Source organism: Marinomonas epiphytica (assembly GCF_054780655.1).
The window spans coordinates 60544-80902 of the sequence record NZ_BAAGVX010000006.1 but is presented as its reverse complement, the minus strand read 5'-3'; the positions used below and the strand labels follow the sequence as shown (position 1 = coordinate 80902).

The 20359-nt window shown below is 44.0% G+C and carries 15 protein-coding genes; 6 read left to right on the top strand and 9 right to left on the bottom strand.

Going from position 1 to position 20359, the window contains the following annotated elements; genetic code table 11:
- The coding region (locus tag ACYVGZ_RS03235) for a retention module-containing protein (RefSeq protein WP_460751134.1) at positions 1 to 4323 on the bottom strand (4323 nt) is incomplete at its 3' end.
- Positions 4324 to 4698: 375 nt separating this feature from the next.
- Between ACYVGZ_RS03235 and ACYVGZ_RS03230 the strand changes: the two genes are divergently transcribed.
- Positions 4699 to 6189, top strand: a complete 1491-nt coding sequence (locus ACYVGZ_RS03230; protein ID WP_460751133.1) for a SulP family inorganic anion transporter — start codon at positions 4699 to 4701, stop codon at positions 6187 to 6189.
- A gap of 19 nt (positions 6190 to 6208) precedes the next feature.
- Complete coding sequence (locus tag ACYVGZ_RS03225) at positions 6209 to 7060, top strand: universal stress protein (RefSeq protein ID WP_460751130.1); 852 nt, start codon at positions 6209 to 6211, stop codon at positions 7058 to 7060.
- Between the two features lie 30 nt (positions 7061 to 7090).
- On the opposite strand, the gene ACYVGZ_RS03220 is transcribed toward ACYVGZ_RS03225, so the two are convergent.
- Complete coding sequence (locus tag ACYVGZ_RS03220) at positions 7091 to 8275, bottom strand: murein transglycosylase domain-containing protein (RefSeq protein ID WP_460751127.1); 1185 nt, start codon at positions 8273 to 8275, stop codon at positions 7091 to 7093.
- A gap of 219 nt (positions 8276 to 8494) precedes the next feature.
- On the opposite strand from ACYVGZ_RS03220, the gene ACYVGZ_RS03215 reads away from it, so the two are divergent.
- From ACYVGZ_RS03215 to ACYVGZ_RS03205, 3 genes are all read left to right on the top strand, one after another.
- Positions 8495 to 9502 carry an ArsJ-associated glyceraldehyde-3-phosphate dehydrogenase gene (locus tag ACYVGZ_RS03215; RefSeq protein ID WP_460751124.1) on the top strand — a complete coding sequence of 336 codons (1008 nt, stop codon included), beginning with the start codon at positions 8495 to 8497 and terminating at the stop codon, positions 9500 to 9502.
- 36 nt (positions 9503 to 9538) lie between these two features.
- Positions 9539 to 10756, top strand: a complete 1218-nt coding sequence (gene arsJ, locus ACYVGZ_RS03210; protein ID WP_460751121.1) for an organoarsenical effux MFS transporter ArsJ — start codon at positions 9539 to 9541, stop codon at positions 10754 to 10756.
- A 123-nt stretch (positions 10757 to 10879) separates the two neighbouring features.
- Complete coding sequence (locus ACYVGZ_RS03205) at positions 10880 to 11584, top strand: helix-turn-helix domain-containing protein (protein WP_460751119.1); 705 nt, start codon at positions 10880 to 10882, stop codon at positions 11582 to 11584.
- On the opposite strand, the gene ACYVGZ_RS03200 is transcribed toward ACYVGZ_RS03205, so the two are convergent.
- The 6 genes from ACYVGZ_RS03200 to ACYVGZ_RS03175 all read right to left on the bottom strand — a co-directional run bounded on the left by ACYVGZ_RS03200 (position 11585) and on the right by ACYVGZ_RS03175 (position 17896).
- Complete coding sequence (locus tag ACYVGZ_RS03200; protein WP_460751116.1) at positions 11585 to 12640, bottom strand: ABC transporter substrate-binding protein; 1056 nt, start codon at positions 12638 to 12640, stop codon at positions 11585 to 11587. It abuts the gene before it with no gap.
- A complete protein-coding gene (locus tag ACYVGZ_RS03195) occupies positions 12633 to 14129 on the bottom strand; it encodes a sensor histidine kinase N-terminal domain-containing protein (protein ID WP_460751112.1) in 1497 nt (498 codons plus the stop codon). The genes ACYVGZ_RS03200 and ACYVGZ_RS03195 overlap by 8 nt, the downstream gene beginning before the upstream one ends.
- Positions 14101 to 14775: a response regulator transcription factor gene (locus ACYVGZ_RS03190; RefSeq protein WP_460751110.1), complete on the bottom strand. Its 675-nt coding sequence runs from the start codon at positions 14773 to 14775 to the stop codon at positions 14101 to 14103. The genes ACYVGZ_RS03195 and ACYVGZ_RS03190 overlap by 29 nt, the downstream gene beginning before the upstream one ends.
- A gap of 96 nt (positions 14776 to 14871) precedes the next feature.
- Positions 14872 to 16383: a tripartite tricarboxylate transporter permease gene (locus tag ACYVGZ_RS03185; protein ID WP_460751107.1), complete on the bottom strand. Its 1512-nt coding sequence runs from the start codon at positions 16381 to 16383 to the stop codon at positions 14872 to 14874.
- A gap of 1 nt (position 16384) precedes the next feature.
- Positions 16385 to 16825 (bottom strand): tripartite tricarboxylate transporter TctB family protein, encoded by a 441-nt coding sequence (locus ACYVGZ_RS03180; RefSeq protein ID WP_460751105.1) that lies wholly within the window; start codon positions 16823 to 16825, stop codon positions 16385 to 16387.
- Positions 16826 to 16903: 78 nt separating this feature from the next.
- Positions 16904 to 17896 (bottom strand): Bug family tripartite tricarboxylate transporter substrate binding protein, encoded by a 993-nt coding sequence (locus ACYVGZ_RS03175; protein ID WP_460751102.1) that lies wholly within the window; start codon positions 17894 to 17896, stop codon positions 16904 to 16906.
- A 253-nt stretch (positions 17897 to 18149) separates the two neighbouring features.
- Here ACYVGZ_RS03175 and yddG point away from each other — a divergent pair, with 253 nt between their 5' ends.
- Positions 18150 to 19064, top strand: a complete 915-nt coding sequence (yddG, locus tag ACYVGZ_RS03170) for an aromatic amino acid exporter YddG (protein ID WP_460751099.1) — start codon at positions 18150 to 18152, stop codon at positions 19062 to 19064.
- Here yddG and ACYVGZ_RS03165 read toward each other — a convergent pair.
- Positions 19061 to 20293 carry a pyridoxal-phosphate-dependent aminotransferase family protein gene (locus ACYVGZ_RS03165; RefSeq protein ID WP_460751096.1) on the bottom strand — a complete coding sequence of 411 codons (1233 nt, stop codon included), beginning with the start codon at positions 20291 to 20293 and terminating at the stop codon, positions 19061 to 19063. The genes yddG and ACYVGZ_RS03165 overlap by 4 nt on opposite strands.
- Positions 20294 to 20359 lie beyond the last annotated feature (66 nt).

The window sequence follows — 20359 nt, the reverse complement described above, 5'->3', positions numbered from 1 at the left end:
GAAGTCCACGGTCACGGTGTCGTCTTCGTCACTCGCTGCGAAGGTCGCTACGATGGCACCCGCTTCGGTGGTTTCTTCCACCAAGGCATCGCCTAGGGTGATCGCCAACTCAGTGGCATCGTCTACAGAAGAAAGGGAAATAGTAGCAAACTGCTCTTCAGAGTCCGCTGTGCCGTCAGAAGCGGTCACGCCCAAGGTGATGTCCGTGTCGGTCAGCGCATCGTTGCCCAGTGCTAACGCACCGGCCGCGGTTAAGGTCACCACACCGGTGTCTTCGTCAATGGTGAAGTAGCCAGCGTCGTTGCCGCTGGTGATGCTGTAGGTCACAGTATCGCCATCTAGGTCAGAAGCGGTGAAGGTCGCTACGGTGTCACCTTCGCTTGCTAGGTTCTCGGTTAACGTCGAACCCGTTGCTGTATCAATGGTTGGAGCGTCGTTGACGCCATCTAGGGTGATGGTCACGGTCGCTTCATCCGAGGTTGCTGTGCCGTCAGAAGCGGTCACGCCCAGGGTGATGTCCGTGTCGGTCAGCGCATCGTTGCCCAGTGCTAACGCACCGGCTGCGGTTAAGGTCACCACACCAGTGTCTTCGTCGATGGAGAAGTAGCCAGCATCGTTGCCGCTGGTGATGCTGTAGGTCACAGTATCGCCATCTAGGTCAGAAGCGGTGAAGGTCGCCACTGTGTCGCCTTCGCTTGCTAGGTTCTCGGTTAAGGTCGAACCTACTGCTGCGTTTATTACAGGCACATCGTTTGTACCATTGATGGTAATAGTAACTGAGTGTGTATCACCACCATCAGAAGTCACTGTAATAGTATCTGTAAGTGTTGCCCCAACACCTAATCCTTGAATAGTAGGCGTGTCTATTAGATTATAAGTCCACTCACCATTTTCATTAATAGAAAATGTACCGAATGTACTCGAAACATCACTTTGCTCTACAAAGCTTGCTTCTCCTGCGTCAGCGTCGCTTATGGTTAATGTACCCGTAGCAACCGATTGCAAGTCTTCTGCTACACTACCTACATCTGCACCAGCAATGATAGCTCCAACACTAATGCCTATAACATTAAAAGTCAGTACCGCAGTAGCTGATGCTCCTTGCTCGTCTGTCACTGTCAAAGTGGTGCTTAAATTTAGCAATTCACCTGTTTTTAGGTAAGCATAATCCGCAGCGTCGAAGGTATAGCTACCATCATCATGAATCGTTAGACCTGCAATCTCTTCACTTAATGTGTATGTTAATGACTCCCCATCAGGAACATCCACATCTTCTGCGTCTATTTGACCATTAAAGACTGCGGATTCAAGAATAAATTGAGACAGCCCTTCTACTGTTGGCAAATCATTCGTACCAGTCACAGTAAATGTTAGTTGAGCAACGTCTTGGTTCCCCATCGTATCTTCAACAAGGACATCTTGAATCTCTGCTTCAGATAAGTAGTCATAACTGGCGGTATCAAGAGAGTAATTACCAGACTCATCAATACTGAAGCCCGCTGGCGCTGTACCGACAACTGAAAACGTCAAATTACCCTGATCAACAAGGTCTGTATCAGTAACATTAATTGTGCCGGATGCGATTTCATTTTCTATTAAGCTATCAACGGCATCTTCAGCCTCTGGAGCCACGTTAATTTCAAAGGAGTGATTTTCTGTTGCAACACCTTTATCACCGGCTTCATTATATGCAATCGCATTGGCTTCAATAGTCAAGTCACCATCAGAAACCAACACTTCTCTTGGCACATCAATAGTAAACTCGCCATCACTGGTGGTATTAACGCTAAACGTTTGTCCATTAATGTTAAGACTAACAACTGCAAGTGAAAAATCATCTCCCTCTAAACGCCCTGTCACAGCGTAGGTAGCATCATCTTCACTCGCATTTAAAATATTGTCTTCAGTAATATCATCTAAAGATAAAGTAACATTAAGATTACTTTCACCGTCATTATCAAAAATACGTAACGATCCTTGCATATCGCCAAGTACGGCATCACCCGTCACATTTGACAAGGTAACAAACGCCATTTCCATATTTTCGACTTCAATATCATCGACAATTGGAATCTGTACGACAGCGGATGTTTGCCCCGCAGGAATAGTTATTGTTCCTGTGGCATTTTCGTAGTCTTCTCCAGCTGTTGCTCCCACACCAAGCACATCATAATCAATTGTTACATCTGTACTTGAAGGCTCACTCAGTGACACAGTAAACTCAGCGTACTCTTGACCTTCTATAGCATAAACATAATCAATGGATACAACGGGTACAGTGACATCGGCCGTGTCGTTATCTTCAATTTCAATGCTTATCTGCTCATCGTAGAAGTTATCACCTGTAATTACAGCTTCTAAAAATTCCGTACCCTCAACTGCTACGTCATCAAATAGTGGAATACGAACATCAATTGAGCTCGCGTCGGCTGGCAATTCAATACCAAAAGTCGGCCATGCGACATCCCCAATAAACTCAACAGAATTAAGTGTGGCCGACAACCAGGTTTCCCCACCATCCGTTGAGTATTCAAATGGCATGCTAAAGTCATCAGCGTACTCGGCTATTTGCTTACCTAATGCATCACTTAATGTTTCACTGGTAAATGTGATATTGAGAGATTGAGCTTCATCAAAGGTTAGGGAGCTAGACAATGTAAACTGAGCGTAGTCGTCACCTTCATTAACTGCTTCAGAGATGTTTGTTGAGAGGTGTGACTTATTTAGATCCAGAGCGGCCGATGAGCTTTGTGTATATTCGGCCGTCCAGTCATTCACCGTAAAGTCGAAGTTAAGTCCTTCAAGATCATAAGGCGTAAGTCCTTCTAGCTTGTCTTCAGCGATATTAATTGTATAGGTGCCATCACCATTATCCACTAACTCGCCAAGGCCCTGAAAAGCTTCGCCTAAACTAACATTAGAGACCGCTAAATTTTCTGAAAATACTTGATTTACCGTTACACCATTTGCTAGGTCGGATGCACTAAAGGTCAACTGCCCGGTTTCTTTTACATCAAGATAATTATAAGTAACTGTACCCTCATTAAACTCAATAACATCTTGCTCACGAGCATCAAATTCCTCAGGCACTCGATCACCTGCGAATGTTTCAATATTTTCAGCAACGTGCTCCATTGCTATGGTTTCAAAGACGTTATCTCCATCACCATTCACTGCCTCAGAATCACGAGTAAATTCAATGCCTAGAGTCGCTAGCAAATCAGATAAATCTTCTTTATCCATTTGCTCAATATTTAAATTCACATCCGCTAAAGCATCGCGAGTTTCTTGAGAGATACTAATAACATTACTAACTTCATCATAATTCACTAGATCATTAGTTTGTAAGACACCATCATCTTCACTGGTGCCAGTATCACTGTCTGCTAACCCTTCTTGGATGGCTTGCAAAAAAATAGCCATATTCTCAACGTAGTTATCATTAACATCTTTTAAACCAGTGTCAGCGATATCTTGCAGGAAGAGGAATTGGCCGTCGATATCCTCAGAGGTGACGGATCCAACAACCACACCACCTACTGAGAAAGTGACCGTATCTCCATCGCGATAATTGAATGAACCATCATCACCATCAGACCCTGTTATGCCAGACAAACCACTAGTCGTCGTGTATGACAAACCGTTAACTAGCCCGTCAACAAAGTAGCTTGTAAAAACGATAGAAGGGGCATCACCGCTAGTACCGATAGAACCTGAATCAGAACTATCCGTATCGCTTGAGCGATTATTTGACTCACCAGTAAAGGAGAAACTGACTCGGGCAGTATAAAGGCCGCCAGAATCATTATCGGTATCGTAACCAAAGGTCGGTAGGCTCAGCCCTGATGTACCGCCCTCTGTATCAAAACCAAAGCTGGTCGTAACCCCTGTATTGTTACGAGCAACATCCACTCCAACACTGTTGCCATCGTCAAATTCCCCAGCCTCTTCACCTGCCGCTGGCGCTTCTTGAATTTGAGTCGGGTCTTCACCTGCTAAAATGGCATCTTGGAGCGCTTCAGCTTCTGCTACAGAGTCTTCTTGGAGTTGATCAAGACCTTCTGTGTCATATACCTCGCCAGTAATCTCTACAACAGAGTCTTCACCAAATGGCACTTCTTCAATACTGCCATCAAAGAAGATAATTACACCGGTTGCGCCATTTGCATTGATCGTATCACCGTAATAAACCACCCCGCCGTCTTCGACAAATCGGACCGTGCCATCGGCTGATGTGACTTCTACTTGGGCGCCCTCTTCATTAATTTGTACGTAACCAATGGGCTTCTGAGTTGCTTCTACTGATGTTTGATTGTCGCTCATAACGCTCTCCAAGAGATTAAACTGCGAATAAATTTTTTCGATTACACTCAATATATATGGGGTTAGTCAAAGCCGCTATTGTACCTTGGTACAATAAGAACACTTAATAACAAGTATTTAACAAATCCACCCTTTACTTTACCCACCGTTACATATGGTTTTTCATAATCTTCTTATTGGGCTAATGCTTTCCTATGGAATCGTTATTTTTAACGTCATAATTACATGATATAATTTGACAACAAATCTCAATCACCATACGACTGCCTTTCTTCGGTGCAATGTCGGACAAGGCATCTTGGCTTAACGCCAAAAAACAGTAAGTTTGAGCCCTTACCTAGGCCTCAAAATTTTCTCTATTTCAGAAGGTTATGAATGATCGATTCGATAAAAAGAGACTGGTTCTCAAATATTAAAGGGGACTCCTTAGCGGGTACCGTTGTTGCGCTAGCTTTGATTCCAGAAGCCATTGCATTCTCCATTATTGCCGGTGTTGACCCTAAAATTGGGCTATATGCCTCTTTCTGTATCGCTGTAGTGATTTCATTTGTAGGCGGCCGCCCAGGAATGATTTCAGCCGCCACAGGTGCCATGGCCTTATTAATGGTTACCTTAGTAAAAGAGCATGGGTTGCAATACTTATTAGCTGCCACTTTACTTACAGGTGTGATTCAAATTATTGCGGGATATATTAAGCTTGGAGCATTAATGCGCTTTGTTTCCAGATCGGTAGTCACTGGCTTTGTAAATGCCTTAGCGATACTCATTTTCATGGCTCAACTCCCTGAGTTAACTAATGTGACTTGGCATGTCTACGCGATGACCGCTGTAGGCCTAGGTATTATTTACCTTTTCCCTTATGTACCCGTTATTGGTAAGGCTATACCTTCTCCTCTTGTTTGTATTGTATTGCTGACTATTTTTTCCATGAGCTACGGACTCGACATTCGCACCGTGGGCGATATGGGCGAATTGCCAGATACCTTGCCCGTTTTCTTGTGGCCAGATGTGCCAATGAACTTAGAAACCTTGATGATCATTTTGCCTTACGCCATTGGTCTTGCCATGGTGGGGTTACTTGAATCTATGATGACCGCTACTATTGTCGACGAATTCACTGACACATCCAGTGACAAGAACCGTGAATGTAAGGGCCAAGGTATTGCAAACATCGCATCCGGATTATTAGGAGGCATGGCGGGCTGTGCCATGATCGGCCAATCCGTCATAAACGTTAAATCCGGCGGTCGTGGGCGTCTATCTACTTTCATTGCAGGCTTCTTATTGCTAATCATGGTGGTATTCCTAGACGACCTTATCGGACAAATCCCCATGGCCGCCCTAGTCGCGGTTATGATCATGGTATCAATTGGCACCTTCTCTTGGGAATCCGTTATCAACCTGAAAAAACACCCTTTATCAACTAACATTGTTATGTTGGCGACCGTTACTATTGTTGTCTTTACTCATAACTTAGCCTTAGGTGTTTTTGTGGGAGTACTATTGGCATCACTCTTTTTCGCCAACAAAATTGGCCGCTTTATGGTCGTAAAAAGTGATAAAAACCAAACCGATAACCACAGGCACTACAAAGTTGTTGGCCAGGTGTTTTTTGCATCCTCAGATCAATTTTCGGCCTCTTTCGACTTTAAAGAAGCGGTAGAAAAGGTCACTATTGATTTATCTGCTGCGCATTTTTGGGATATCACTTCTGTCTCAGCACTGGATAAAGTCGTCATTAAATTCCGCCGTGAAGGCGCCGACGTTGACGTAGTTGGCATGAATGAAGCCAGCGCCACAGTAGTTGATCGATTTGGCGTTCATAACAAACCAGAGGAAGTGGAAAAGCTTATGAGCGGCCACTAAGCCTCAAAGGAGTATAACAATGAAAAAAGTGATGGCATGCATTGATGGTTCAGCGTTATCAGAGTATATAACTCACGCCTCGACCTGGGCGTCAAAAAGGCTGCAAGCCCCCTTAACCTTGTTACACTCCTTAGAAAAAACACCGCCTAGAAGTCAGGAGGATTTATCTGGCTCTATTGGCTTTGGCTGTCGTGAACACTTGCTGTCAGAACTTATAGAGCTAGATGAAAAACGCGCAAAATTAGCACTTGAACATGGCAAATTAATTCTTGAAAACGCAGAAGCATTTGCCAAGCAAGATGGGGCGCAAGCAATAGAAAAGCTTCAGCGTCATGGAGATTTAGTGGAAACCCTAATCGATTACGAGGAAGAAACTCGCTTGATCGTCTTAGGCAGGCTCGGTAGCCATCACCCCATGAGCGCTCATACCATTGGTTCTCATATCGAGCGCGCTGCACGTGGCCTACATCGTCCTATTTTAATTACCACAGGTAAGTTCACTCCACCAAGCAACTTCATGATTGCTTACGACGGGCGAGAAGCCGCTAACAACGCCATTCGAAAGATTGCGCAAAGCCCTTTATTAACAGGTTTAAAATGCCACTTAGTAATGGCTGCAGAAAATACCCCCGAACGACAACAGCAATTACAAACCGCTCAGCAATTACTGGAAAACGAAGGGTTTCAAGTTGTTTCGTCCATTCAACCTGGGGCTATTTACTCTGCTTTAACCCACTACCGAGACCAAAACAACATTGAGTTAATGGCAATGGGAGCTTACGCTCACTCGAAAGTAAGGCAGTTCTTTGTTGGCAGCAACACAAATAAAATGATCATTGAAAGCACCATTCCACTACTCATATTACGATGATTCAAATAGCCAAGGTGCAATCACCTTGGCTTAACTTTCGTACCTAGCTTTAGCCTTGGTCACTTTTTCAAGATATTTTTGAGATTCAGCACGGGGATGATCGTACCTTAATTTTTGATACACGGTCGGTGCAGGTGTTTCAATCAGAATATTCATGGCTTTTGTTCGATCAGAGCTGAACGTTTTAAGCACATTACCAGTACCACCGTTATAGGCAGAAATCATAGAATACTCTTGGCTTACCTTGTTAGTCACCTTCACAAGGTAACGTGTTTGCAACAAGTACAAATACGCACTACCAATATCGATATTCTGTTCAGGGGTGAAAAGCACTTCTTTGCTAGGCTCACCCGATTTCTTTTTCACCAAGTTGTATACATCTCGCCCAGCCGTTGCAGGCACCACTTGCATTAAACCATAGGCATTAGCTGGGCTCACAGCATAGGGGTTAAACGAGCTTTCTGTTTCGATAATTCCGTAAATTAATGCAGGAGAAAGGCCATATTTATTAGCCGCTGCCAGCACATAATCGCTATACTTTTCCTGGCGTAAGTGCTGATGCTGTTCAACAAGAGGAAACTCAACAGAGTATACGGTTTGTCCATTTTGCTGTGAGGTCTGTACTTTATTCTGGCTCAAATAACTGGCGTAACGTTGCGCTCGCCATTGATACCTAACCACAACACCATCATGATCTAATACTTGAGGATACAAGAAAGGTTCTCCCTGAGTATTTGGCGCTGAGCTTGAGAAAATATCTGTTTTACTCGGGTCTGCTGTTGTTAATAAGGTGGTTTCAACAGCCTCTCTTAAACTAGCCAAGGGATCTGTTTGAGCAATCGTTTCTACTCGCACCACACCTCGGTCAAAATCCACCAAAGTACGCGCCTGATAGTTATTAGTATACTTCACATACTTTTTCTTATCGGGTAATTCTGAGTTTTCCTTCCCCCACTTTTCATTCACCTTCTCATTAAGCTGTGCATATAAAGCTTTAATTGCTTTTATATCTGCGCGTATGAGGTCACGGCTCACCTTCGCTTGTTTCGCGATAGCTTTGATATCTTCAGCGTCATCCGCCTCTTTGATCTGCTCCGTTAATTTCTGCACGGAAGAAACAGAGTCAAAGTTCAATAAAGACTGACACCCCATGAGTAAACCAGCACAAACCAATACAACAGATCGTTGAAACACCTTTAAGGTAAGCTCGGACATTTCATTCCTTACAACAGCACGAGAAATAGTTAAAGTATGTGTAAAGTGTACCCCGATTCTACCCTGCTGTCAGTTTGCAACCACCACAATTAAGGCCTTCAATTAAGACAGTCTTGTTAAATATATATGAAAATTAACATATATGGATTTACATATATAAAATGACTCTTTATCATTTTTCCTATCTAACAAACACTCACTCCAAACAGAGGCAAAAACATGACGATCAAAGTTGGTATTAATGGGTTCGGTAGAATGGGAAGACTGTCTTTTCGCGCAGCCTTCAATTGGCAAGACATCGAGTTCGTACAAATAAATGATGTTGCTGGTAACGCCGAAACTCTTGCTCACTTGGTCAACTTCGACTCAGTCCATGGCCGCTGGGAGCACAACGCAACTAGCCAAGACAACAACATTCTTATTAATGGCAAGACCATCAGATGCAGTCAAAATAAAGCCATTGCCGACACAGACTGGTCTCAGTGCGATGTTGTGATTGAAGCAACCGGAAAAATGAAATCCAAAGAACTCTTGCAAGCCTACCTTGATCAAGGAGTTAAACGTGTCGTCGTAACGGCACCAGTCAAAGAAGAAGGCGTGTTGAATATTGTCATGGGGGTTAACGACCACCTTTACGAGCCAGCCGAGCACCCTATTGTCACAGCAGCCTCCTGCACAACAAACTCCCTAGCACCTATCGTGAAAGTGCTGCATGAAAATATTGGCATTAAACATGGCTCTATCACCACCATTCATGACATTACAAATACACAAACCATTCTTGATGCTCCACACAAGGATCTACGACGCGCAAGAGCCTGCGGGAGCAGCTTAATACCCACGACTACAGGCTCAGCTACTGCCATTACTCATATTTTCCCTGAGCTAAAAGGGAAACTAAATGGACATGCCGTAAGGGTACCACTTGCTAATGCTTCATTAACAGATTGTGTTTTTGAGCTAGATCGACCGGTAAGCCAAGACGAAATAAATACCCTGATGCGCCAAGCCAGCCTTAACGAGCTTAAAGACATTCTTGGCTACGAAGAACGTCCACTGGTCTCTATTGATTACAAAACAGACCCACGTTCTTGCATTGTAGATGCCCCTAGCACCATGGTTATCAATCAAACTCAACTTAAAATGTACGTTTGGTACGATAACGAATGGGGCTACGCGAATCGCACTGCTGAACTTGCTCGTAAAGTTGGTCTACTCGACCTATAGAATCAAAACATTTTAATCATAAGCGGTAACCGAATCATGCTATCTCAGCTTTCCCATAGTGTTCGACAATATTTGATTGTCACTGGAAACTACTGGTGTTTCACTCTCACCGATGGTGCATTACGCATGCTCGTTGTCCTGTATTTCTATGGGTTAGGTTACGGTGCTCTGGATATTGCCCTGTTATTCATTTTTTATGAATTTTTTGGCGTGATAACCAACTTATTTGGTGGTTGGCTAGGAGCCAAGTGGGGGTTAAATCGCACCATGAACATGGGCCTAGGGCTACAAATTGTCGCTCTAGGTATGTTACTGGTTCCAGAGAATTATTTGTCTGTCATTTGGGTGATGGCCGCACAAGCACTGTCAGGAATCGCCAAAGATTTAAACAAAATGAGTGCCAAAAGTGCCATTAAAGTATTGGTTCCTAAAGATCAGAGCTCTAAGCTCTACCGTTGGGTCGCTCTACTGACTGGCTCTAAAAATGCTTTAAAAGGGCTAGGTTTTTTTGCCGGTGGATTATTACTCACTTTGGTAGGCTTCCAAAAAGCCATTCTAATAATGGCCATTGCACTGTTATTTGTTTGGGTTTACAGCCTATGGCAACTTGGCGAGGATATGGGTAAGTCGAAAAACAACCCCAAATTCACGGAAATATTTTCTAAAAGCCGCGAAATCAATATTCTTTCTGGGGCTCGAATGTTTTTGTTCGGAGCTCGAGACGTCTGGTTTGTCGTCGCACTACCGGTTTACCTAAGTAGCCAATTCAATTGGGATCATTGGCGTGTAGGCAGCTTTTTAGCCTGCTGGGTCATTGCTTACGGTTTTGTACAAAGCATCGCACCCTATATTACGGGTAAAAATAAACAACAAATTCCATCTGCAACTCAAATAAGCTTCTGGGCGTTATTATTAACAGCACTGCCAGCCTTTATTGCCATTGGCCTGACTTACAGTGATCATGGGTTATTTATTTTGCTTACTGGGCTAATCTTGTTCGGTGCTGTATTTGCCATCAACTCTTCGTTGCACAGTTACTTGATCGTCGAGTTTGCCAGTAAAGATGGCGTCTCTATGGACGTTGGCTTTTATTATACAGCCAATGCAATGGGGCGCTTAATTGGCACACTTCTTTCGGGCTGGGTCTATCAAGAATATGGGCTCATTCACTGTCTCTGGATTTCTTTCGCCTTCCTACTAACAACCAGTTTGATTTCAATGGCGCTCCCCAAGTCAAAAACAGTCAACAGTTAATCCAGTTAAATTAGTTTTTCGGCCAGAGGGGCCTTCAGCCCCTCTTCACTCTTTAAACTTGTTAGATAAGTGTTATTCCAGTAATCTGACGGTATTTAGTATTGGGTTCTCATGAGGTCGTGCATGCGTCAGCACATTGAATTGATTTCTTATCAAAATACCGCTCCGTGCCACCAGCATGATCACACTCAAATCGTCATTCCGTTAACTGGCCAATTAGAATTAGAAGTGGACGGCAAACAGTCTTTGGTGACACCTGGCAAGGCTTGCCTGATCTCGCGGCACTATGAGCACGCTTACTTTGCTCAACAAGACAACCAGTGCTTAGTGCTAAACAACCTTCCTTACTGGGATGCTAACCTAATCAGCGAACACGCTTTCGTGTCTGTTTCGTCTGCTGCTGAACACTTTTTCCAATTTTTAGGGCAATTATCCCCCCAGCAGAAAACGCTTGAGCCCCATGCTCTTGCCATGCTTGAGCACCTACTCCCTCTACCGAAAGAGAAGCTGACCCTATCAGATCGTCGCTTACAAAAAGCCAAACAACTATTAGATCAAAACATCCAACGTAATTGGCAGATGATTGAACTCGCAGTAAGCGTACATTTAAGCCAAAGTCAACTCACACTTTTGTTTAAGCGCCATCTTGGCCTTACTCCTAAACAATATTTGATCCGTTTAAGGCTTAATAAAGCCAAACAGTTACTTAGTCAGAGCCACATTACCCTAGACAACATTGCTCATCAGGTGGGCATTGCTGATGCCAGCTCATTGATAAAACTCTTTAAACAACATTACGGCCGTACCCCAAGCCAATTCAGAGTCTAATCAAGGCTTTACATGGTCGTTCTCGATCGCGCTTTCCCAGCTTTGGATCAGCCTTTTTTGCTTAGCACTATCACGACCTACCAATAACTGCTGGTCGAGCTCAATGGAACGAGTTGGCCCTAAAGCTTGAGCAAAGTATGGTGAATCCAATTCTCTTAAATCACTTTTAATTGGATACATTAAGCCCATACTCACCATCATTTGTTGAGCAATATCAGACAGCAAAAAGTCGATCAGTAAACCCGCGTCTTGGGCATTAGGAGCGTATTTAGGAATGAGAGCGACTCGCTTTAGCATCAAGGTGTAATCTGTTGGCAAAACCATAACCAAATTATCATCGATGCGAGCCCGCTGGGACACATAAGAAGCCAACAAATTATAGCCAACCATCAGCTTACCGTCAGCGACATCATCCATCATGTCCCGTGAACAACAATAAGTTTGCACATCATGACTACCAAAAGCTTCCAATAGTCGCCCCCAAGTAGCATCAGCTTGGCGCGCATCCTGGCTTACCAACAAATATCCGACACCACTGGTACGAATATCATAGGTGCCAATTTTACTGGTAAAGAGCTCTTCATTTTGACGAATAGTCGTTAACAAAGATTGCCTATCGGACGGTGGTTCCCCGGGGTAAAGACGTTTATTAACCACCATAACAATAGGATCGTAAGAAAAAGCAAACACTTGATTGCGCCATTTTTCGGTGGCTGGAAGACTGTCAGTTCGCTCCGAACGATAGGTTTGCGCTAAGCCATCATTGACCAACTTTAACTGCAAATCCATGGCACTACTCATTACTAAACTGGCAGTGGGGTTTTCATGCTCTATAATAGTCTGACGATACAAGTCGGATGAGTTAAGGTCTCGATAAACAAGGCGAATTTCAGGATGTAGTGCAACAAAAGCTTGTAAAATAGGTGAGAAAGACTCCAAATCCACAGGAGAATGAACAACTAATGTTCGAGGTGCTTCTGGATGACCGAAATATACGGGATTAGCATACAAAGCGTTGCAACAACCAAGAACCAATACGAGTAACCATCTAAGCATCTGAACGCCCTCCTACATATTTTTTAATATCGATTTGAATACTGGTTCCCTTAGGAACTGTGTCTAAAATAACAACACTAGCGGCATGGTAATCGACAATATCTTTGACTAAGGAAAGCCCCACACCACTCCCTGCAATGTCATAACGTCCTCGATAAAACCGCTCGAACACTCTACTCTTATCTACGTCAGAAATACCTTCGCCAAAATCAATCACTGATAAGCGATAGAATCCTGGACCTTCTATTAATCGAATAATTACTTCTGCACTACTACCCTGCTCTACCTTGGTATAGCGAACGGCATTTTCAATTAAGTTTTGTAGCATTTGTGATAAAGCAAAACCCTCTCCTAAAATAAGCGCCTCTTTCAAAGAGGTTTCAAGGGACAAGCGCACGCCTTTGTCTAGAGCGACTAAAGCTTGGTCACGACAAGAGCCAGACACAACCTCCACAAGATCGACTACTGCCAATTTTTGAGTTTGAATTCTATGGGAAACCACAGCTTGATTAAGAAGCAGTGTGACAGTGCGGCTTAGGGTATCGCATTGCTCAACTATGTTTTCTAAGGCCTGATGCTGACTATGAGGAGTCGTTTGATCGCGAGCATTTTCAGCTAATGCTTTCAGGCTGGCTAGTGGTGTTCTTAACTGATGAGCCGCATCCGTCGTATAGTTCTCTAACTGCTGTAGGTTCGTTTGCAGGCGCGCCATAAAGTGATTAATAGCCACTTTTAAGTGATGAGTTTCTTTTGGTGTGTCTATCGCGATTGGGGTTAAATCGCCCAATGACCGTTCTTCAAGATCCCGTTCTATACGATGCAACGGCCTCAGTACCAAGTGACTACCAATGATAATCATAGAAATCGCCACCAGTGCAATTAATACAATAACCTGAACAGCACGTTGAGTCACAGAAGAGGCCATTGCCTCCCGAGACAAACGGGTCTGGCCTAAAATAATTCTAACCGTTTGTTCCGTTTCCGATTCGGTCAGCCTTTTTTCTAACCAAGCAAAACGTACTTTCTCTCCTGAATACAGTTGATCATAAAAAATAACCTCCCCTTCCTGAGCTGGCTTAGGGGGTAGGCTTGGCAAATCGTCATAGCCTGTAATCATGCCTTTTTCAAGGGTTTCTACCTTATAAAAGATACGGTCTTCATTGGCTTGCGCCAAAGTCGCAAAAGCAGACCAAGGAATATCAATGCTTACTTCGTCATGTACCCAGATAATATTTTCATCCAGCTGCAAAATAGCACTGCGCAGTAATCGGTCAAAAGACAGGTCTGCAAGCTTTTGACTGTAATTAAAGACTAAATTTACCGCCAAACCGGCAATGATACCAATGACCACAACCCCTGCCAAAATCAGCCTAAAGCGCAAAGAGGGGGCGCGCTTTAGCGCACGACTTTCTTCAAACAAGGTTTCTGGCGAAATCCCAGTTTGAGATGAATCAGCAGCATCAGTTGCTTTTCTGTATTTGGGCCACATACCCAATCCCTCGTAACGTATTGATATGCAGATCGCTGTCGGTCAGTTTCTTTCTTAGTCTACCCACATATAACTCAATCGCATTCGGACTGGGGTTATCGTCAAAATTAAATAAGTGCTCTGTTATCTCATCTTTACTCAACACTCGCCCAAGGTGCCCTAAAAAAATCTCCAACAAACGAAACTCCCTATTGGTAATTGCCCTAAGGTCTTTATTTACAAAGACCTGGCGACTGTCTCGATCCACTAAAATATTACCATGCTCTGTAATATTGGTGGCATAGCCATGCTGGCGACGTAATAATGCCTTGCAACGCGCCTCCAGTTCACCAAAATCAAAAGGCTTAGTCAGGTAGTCATCAGCCCCTTCATCTAATAACCGAATTCGATCCTCAATTTGATCACGAGCAGTTAAAATTAACACAGGCGTTACATCTTCACGTTGTCGCAGCTTTTGCAGCAATTGCAAACCTGATAAGCCTGGTAAGTTAAGGTCTAAAAGTATTAAATCCACTTCTTGGTATTTTAATAGTTCATCCGCTTTTTTACCGTCACTAATCAGATCTACCCCATGCCCAAGACTCGATAGACGTTCACGAATTGCCTCACCCAGCACCTGAGTATCTTCAACCACTAATATACGCATATCTTCACCATAGATTACTCGTCTTACTAAAGCACGAAGGTTCGAGAGCGACTAACCCTCGAACCTTGATTCACTTATACAACTTAATAAAGTGGATTAATCTGCTTTTTTCGATTGGCGCATTTTCCTTCTCACCAATGGCCCAATAATCATAGGCAACACTAGCCCTGAGATGGCCACTACCCACAACCCAATACTAAGACCACTACTAAACAAGATACTCCAATCGCCTTCAGAAAGCACCAAAGCATGACGCAAGCTTTTCTCCATTTCAGGCCCCAATAGCATGCCCAAAATAATAGGAACAAGTGGTATTTCTACTTTACGGAAGATATAACCCATCACCCCAAAGCCCACCATAAAATACAAATCAAGCGCACTATGACTAACAGAGTAAATACCAACGGAAGCTACTAGTGTCACGATGGGCATAAGGTATTTTGGCGGAATACTCAGCAACTTAACAAAAATACCAACCATTGGGATGTTCAATAACAACAGCACCAAGTTACCAATAAACATGGCTGCAATGACACCCCAAACAAGGTCTGCATTTTGTTGGAACAACATAGGGCCAGGTGTGATATTCAAAGAAATCAACATAGCCAATAAAACGGCTGTTGTTCCACTACCAGGCACACCAAGTGTTAGCATAGGAACAAGTGCACCAGAAGCCGCACCATTGTTACCAGCTTCAGGGGCCGCAACACCACGGGAATCCCCTTTACCAAACTCACCTTTATCTGAAACGCGCTTTTCTAGCGTGTAACTGATAAAGCTGCCCAGTGACGCCCCTGCGCCAGGTAAGACACCCGAGATAAAACCAAGAACCGAGCCTCTCAAGGAAGCGGGCAATACTCTTATAATATCTTTAGGGCTAAGCTTTAGTTTGTTAATGGCAACCTGTTTAAGCCCATCACCTGCGTGTTTTTCTAGGAAAAATAGCAACTCACTAATCGCAAACAAACCCACAATTGCAATAATGAAGTCAATTCCTTCAAACAGCTCCAAGCTATTAAAGGTGTAACGCTGCACCCCTGATAATAAATCGATGCCAACGGTCGCAATCATTAACCCAATAGCGGCAGCCATGAGAGTTTTAAACTGATTTTTACCAGTAATCCCACCTAAGGTGGCAAACGCTAGTGTAAAGAGCGCAAAGTATTCTGCCGGACCAAATTTTAATGCAAAGCGAGCCAGAATAGGTGCCAAGATAACTAAGCCGATAGTTGCAATAAAGCTACCTATAAAAGACGCAATGGCGGAGATAGCAAGAGCTTCAGCGGCCTTACCTTTTACCGCCATAGGATAGCCATCAAGGCACGTCATCATCGCAGGCTCATCACCTGGAATGTTCAGCAAGATAGACGAAATTCGCCCTCCATACATGGCACCTGCATACACCGACGTCAATAGAATTAAAGAAGAAGTTGGTGATAACCCAAAGCTGAAAGCAAGAGGAATTAATATAGCAACACCATTAGAAGGCCCTAAGCCAGGCAATGCACCAATCAGCGTTCCTAGAATCGCCCCTAATACGGCGAACATGATGCTTTCAGGTGTCAAGGCAACAGCAAAGCCTTGTAGCAATAAACTTAACGTGTCCATATTAAAACTCCAACAAGCCAAGTGGTAGAGACAACTCCAACACAGTGTTAAACAAAAAGAAGATAAACACTGAGCTGGCAACACCGGTAATGAGGCTCTTAGTGACTGTCACCCCCATTCTCCAACATAAAAAGCTCACCACTAACGTCGCAGAAATAAGAAAACCTAATGGCTCGATCGCCCAAGCAAACACCATAATAGATAAGGACACTACAGCAAGCTCAATTAGCATAGATACTGGCGCCCATGGTGTGTCCGGATCAGGTCGAACAATCATATACACTGAGCTAACACCCAGCACAATTGATAAAATTATTGGAAATGTATTGGGGCCAACAGTCTCATGACCACCAAACGGAATTGGGAATTGCGTTGCTTCATAGCCATACGCCACGGCTAATAGAAGCATAAGCATACCAAACACACGATCATTTACGCGCATCGTACTGCTCCAATTGAGTTAAATTGAAATATCGGAATGTAGGAGGAGCGAACGCCCCTCCTAATAATCAGCCAAATGTTATTTAATTAAGCCAATTTCTTGTGACAAGATTCGGATGTCTAAGGTTTGCTGGTCTACGAACTCTGTAAGGTCAGCACCCGACTTATGGAATGGCATTAAACCATTCTTCGCCATGATGTCTTTCCACTCTTGCGTTTCGTACAAACCATCCATAGTGTTGACCCACCAGTCATAAGAGGCTGGGTCAGCATTACCTGGCACATAGAAACCACGCCAGTTTGGCGCGACTGCATCAATGCCTTGTTCCATAGCCGTTGGGATAGTATCGTACGGTGCTGGTAAGCGCTGCTCAGCTAATACAGCAAGTACACGAACATCGCCTGAATCCATAAAGCCCGTTACTTCTGATACGTCTCCAGTGAAAGCATCAACATGACCGCCCACTACCTGGACCAATGCATCGCCACCGCCATTAAAAGCAAGGTAACGAATTTGAGGTAATTGAGTTACTTGAGAGTTTTTCGCAGCGATAAGCACTTTAAGGTGATCCCAACCACCAGAACCACTACCACCAGCAAATTTAACAGAAGTAGGATCATCACGAAGAGCCGCCATTAAATCATTTAACGTTGCGTATTTAGAGTCTTTGCTAACCGCAATAACACCGTAATCGGCTCCCAATGTGCCGACCCACTTAACTTGACTTGCATTCATTCCTGGGAATTGGCCTTGAGCAAGGCGAGTCGTTGTAGCAGTACTAGCTGCAACAATGAGATTAGCGTCTTTTTCACGTTTACTAACCGTGTGAGCGAAGGCAACACCACCACCTGCACCCGGCATATTAACCGTCTTAACATTACCTTTAATATAATCTAAATCAACTAGCACCTTACCCACACTACGACAAGTAAAGTCCCAACCACCGCCAGGGTTAGCCGGGGCGATACACTCAGCACTTCGTGCAGGTTCAAATGCATGAGCTTGTCCAGCTAAGGCTAGAACTGCTGCGCCAGATACTAGAGCGGATTTCAAAGATAAAGATTTAAGCATTATGATCTCCTGATTATTATTTTTGTTTTTCATTCTCAAAGCACTTAACCGTTAGTATTGTGATTTGATGCTTACGACCATATCAACCCAAACTGTCATCATCCTGTCAATCGCCTGTCACAAACAAAATAATTGTAAGCGAATGTTCATTCATAGCGATTTTTGACATATCATTCCGCGCTTTTACACCACTTGCGCACATTCAAATAGCGTAATATGAGCCGATTCAGATAATTAAAAAAAGGACCTGTTAATGAACCGTTCATCTGCAACAGCCATAGGCTCTATAGCAATTTTTCTTTGGAGTGTACTAGCATTGTTTACTACCAGAGCAGGCTTGGTGCCCCCCCTTCTTTTGTTATGTTTAACGTTTTCGGTAGCAAGTGTGCTGTTCTTTATAGTCTACTGGCTTAAAGGAGAGCTTAGAGCGTCTTGGGAGCAAACTCCACTGTTCTCCATGCTTTTTTGCGGGGGAGCTTTTTTCCTTTATCACTTTTTTTATTTTTACGCCTTTCAACATGCGCCCGCTGTTGAAGCCGGTTTAATCGCCTACCTATGGCCCTTACTCATCGTCTTATTAGCAGGCTTGACGACGGGTGAAAAATTGCAATGGCCTCACTTAATCGGTGCCGTGGTTGCCTTTATTGGCACAGGCATCATGCTAAGTGATAAAACGAATGGAAATGCGCAACTAGATGGCACGCTCTATGATTGGACTGGGTACGGCGCCGCTTTTGCCTGCGCCATTATTTGGTCAAGCTACTCTGTTCTCAATCGTCGCTTTCAGGCCGTTCCATCAAGCGCCGTGCTTTGGTATTGCTTGATTACTGCTCTATTGGCAGGAGCTACGCATCTTTTATTAGAAGAAACGTATCTAGACGTTTCAATGTGTAGCTGGTTCGCTATTTTAGGATTGGGTCTAGGCCCTGTTGGCATTGCCTTTTTCTGCTGGGACTGGGGGGTGAAACGAGGCAATCTATCTTTGCTTGGCGTGCTGTCTTATACCGCGCCCGCCCTTTCTACGGCATGGCTTGCACTATTCACTGAGGCTAGTTTAACCGGAGGGCAATTATTGGCTTGCGTATTTATCACTTGCGGAGCGTTATTTGCCAGCTTAATGCCCACAAAGAAAACTCCGCATATAACAAATAATAAAGTCGAAATCTAAGCCACTTTATTTTGGCGGCTTGGAGCAGCTTGCAAGTAAGCTTCCATTGCCGCCATTCCATTTGGCTGATCCACTTTCACTCCTAAGTCGCGCATAGTACTGCCCAGGGCATGCAAGGTTCTAAACAGGTTATGCTCTCGACATTGCTCTCCCATTTGGCCTATCCTGACAATAGGCTGGCCAAATGATCCAGCAATTTCTACTCGATAGATCTCTGAAATATGCCGACAAATCTGCTTCGAACTCAAACCATCAGGAATATCAATGCCAACCACAGAATTAAGTCTTGCAGAGGGTGGAATAAACAAGGATAACCCCATTGCCTCAACCCCTGTCTGCAAGGCTTTAGAACAACGTAGATGACGAGCAAACCTCACTTCCAGAGTTTCATCACATACTAGTTTCAAAGCCTCGTGCAACGCCATGATGCCAGAAACAGGGGCGGTATAATGATAGCCATCGTTATGCCAAAAATTTTCAGCTAAACGGACATCAAAACACCACTGAGCCGTTGGTACTGAACGGTCTTTAATTGCTTGCCAAGCCTGATCCGAAAAAACCAATAAAGAAACACCAGGAATCGATGAAAGCCCTTTTTGGCCACCAGTGATAACCACATCTACTTGCCAGTCATCCATCTTTAACGGCATGGTGCTTAAGGTACACACGGCATCCACGACCACAATACAGCCGTAAGACTTGGCTATTTTAGTAATTTCTTCTAAAGAGTGATTAAAGACCGTGTTAGACGTTTCACCTTGCACGAGAGTAACCACTTTTGGTCGGTTATCTTCGATAGCGCGCTTCACCCGTTCAGGGTCTGCAGCTTCATGAGTAGCCACATGTAATTGAGCCACTTCAGCCCCAACGCGCTCTGCCATTTGAGCCATGCGGTGACTAAAAAAGCCATTATTAATACAGAGAATTTTCTCGCCGGGCTGTAATAAATTCGCTACCGCCATTTCCATTGCTGCTGAGGCCGGGCCTGCCACACCTAAAACCCACTCAGAACGTGTTTGAAAAACGTATCGCGCCATTGTTTTCACTTGATCAATAACTTGCGCCATGGCGCCACCTAAATGATTGATCACCACCGAGTTCGCTTTCGCAACACGCTCAGGAATTGGAACAGGCCCTGCTCCCATCATTAATAAAGGTTCTTGAGGTAAAATTTCGTCCAATGTTTTAACGACTGGGCAAGGAATGTTTTGGGGGGTAGAGGTATCCATTTTGCTAACCTTGTACAACTGAATAAAGCTTCTACTTATTTAGATAAGCAGAATAAAATATCGAAA

What these genes read in the sequence shown, in the direction of transcription:
- ACYVGZ_RS03230 (WP_460751133.1), top strand. Translation starts at nt 4,699, where the DNA reads ATGATCGATTCGATAAAAAGAGACTGGTTCTCAAATATTAAAGGGGAC.
- ACYVGZ_RS03190 (WP_460751110.1), bottom strand. Translation starts at nt 14,775, where the DNA reads ATGCGTATATTAGTGGTTGAAGATACTCAGGTGCTGGGTGAGGCAATT.
- ACYVGZ_RS03195 (WP_460751112.1), bottom strand. Translation starts at nt 14,129, where the DNA reads ATGTGGCCCAAATACAGAAAAGCAACTGATGCTGCTGATTCATCTCAA.
- ACYVGZ_RS03185 (WP_460751107.1), bottom strand. Translation starts at nt 16,383, where the DNA reads ATGGACACGTTAAGTTTATTGCTACAAGGCTTTGCTGTTGCCTTGACA.
- ACYVGZ_RS03205 (WP_460751119.1), top strand. Translation starts at nt 10,880, where the DNA reads ATGCGTCAGCACATTGAATTGATTTCTTATCAAAATACCGCTCCGTGC.
- ACYVGZ_RS03165 (WP_460751096.1), bottom strand. Translation starts at nt 20,293, where the DNA reads ATGGATACCTCTACCCCCCAAAACATTCCTTGCCCAGTCGTTAAAACA.
- ACYVGZ_RS03225 (WP_460751130.1), top strand. Translation starts at nt 6,209, where the DNA reads ATGAAAAAAGTGATGGCATGCATTGATGGTTCAGCGTTATCAGAGTAT.
- ACYVGZ_RS03175 (WP_460751102.1), bottom strand. Translation starts at nt 17,896, where the DNA reads ATGCTTAAATCTTTATCTTTGAAATCCGCTCTAGTATCTGGCGCAGCA.
- arsJ (WP_460751121.1), top strand. Translation starts at nt 9,539, where the DNA reads ATGCTATCTCAGCTTTCCCATAGTGTTCGACAATATTTGATTGTCACT.
- yddG (WP_460751099.1), top strand. Translation starts at nt 18,150, where the DNA reads ATGAACCGTTCATCTGCAACAGCCATAGGCTCTATAGCAATTTTTCTT.
- ACYVGZ_RS03215 (WP_460751124.1), top strand. Translation starts at nt 8,495, where the DNA reads ATGACGATCAAAGTTGGTATTAATGGGTTCGGTAGAATGGGAAGACTG.
- ACYVGZ_RS03200 (WP_460751116.1), bottom strand. Translation starts at nt 12,640, where the DNA reads ATGCTTAGATGGTTACTCGTATTGGTTCTTGGTTGTTGCAACGCTTTG.
- ACYVGZ_RS03180 (WP_460751105.1), bottom strand. Translation starts at nt 16,825, where the DNA reads ATGCGCGTAAATGATCGTGTGTTTGGTATGCTTATGCTTCTATTAGCC.
- ACYVGZ_RS03220 (WP_460751127.1), bottom strand. Translation starts at nt 8,275, where the DNA reads ATGTCCGAGCTTACCTTAAAGGTGTTTCAACGATCTGTTGTATTGGTT.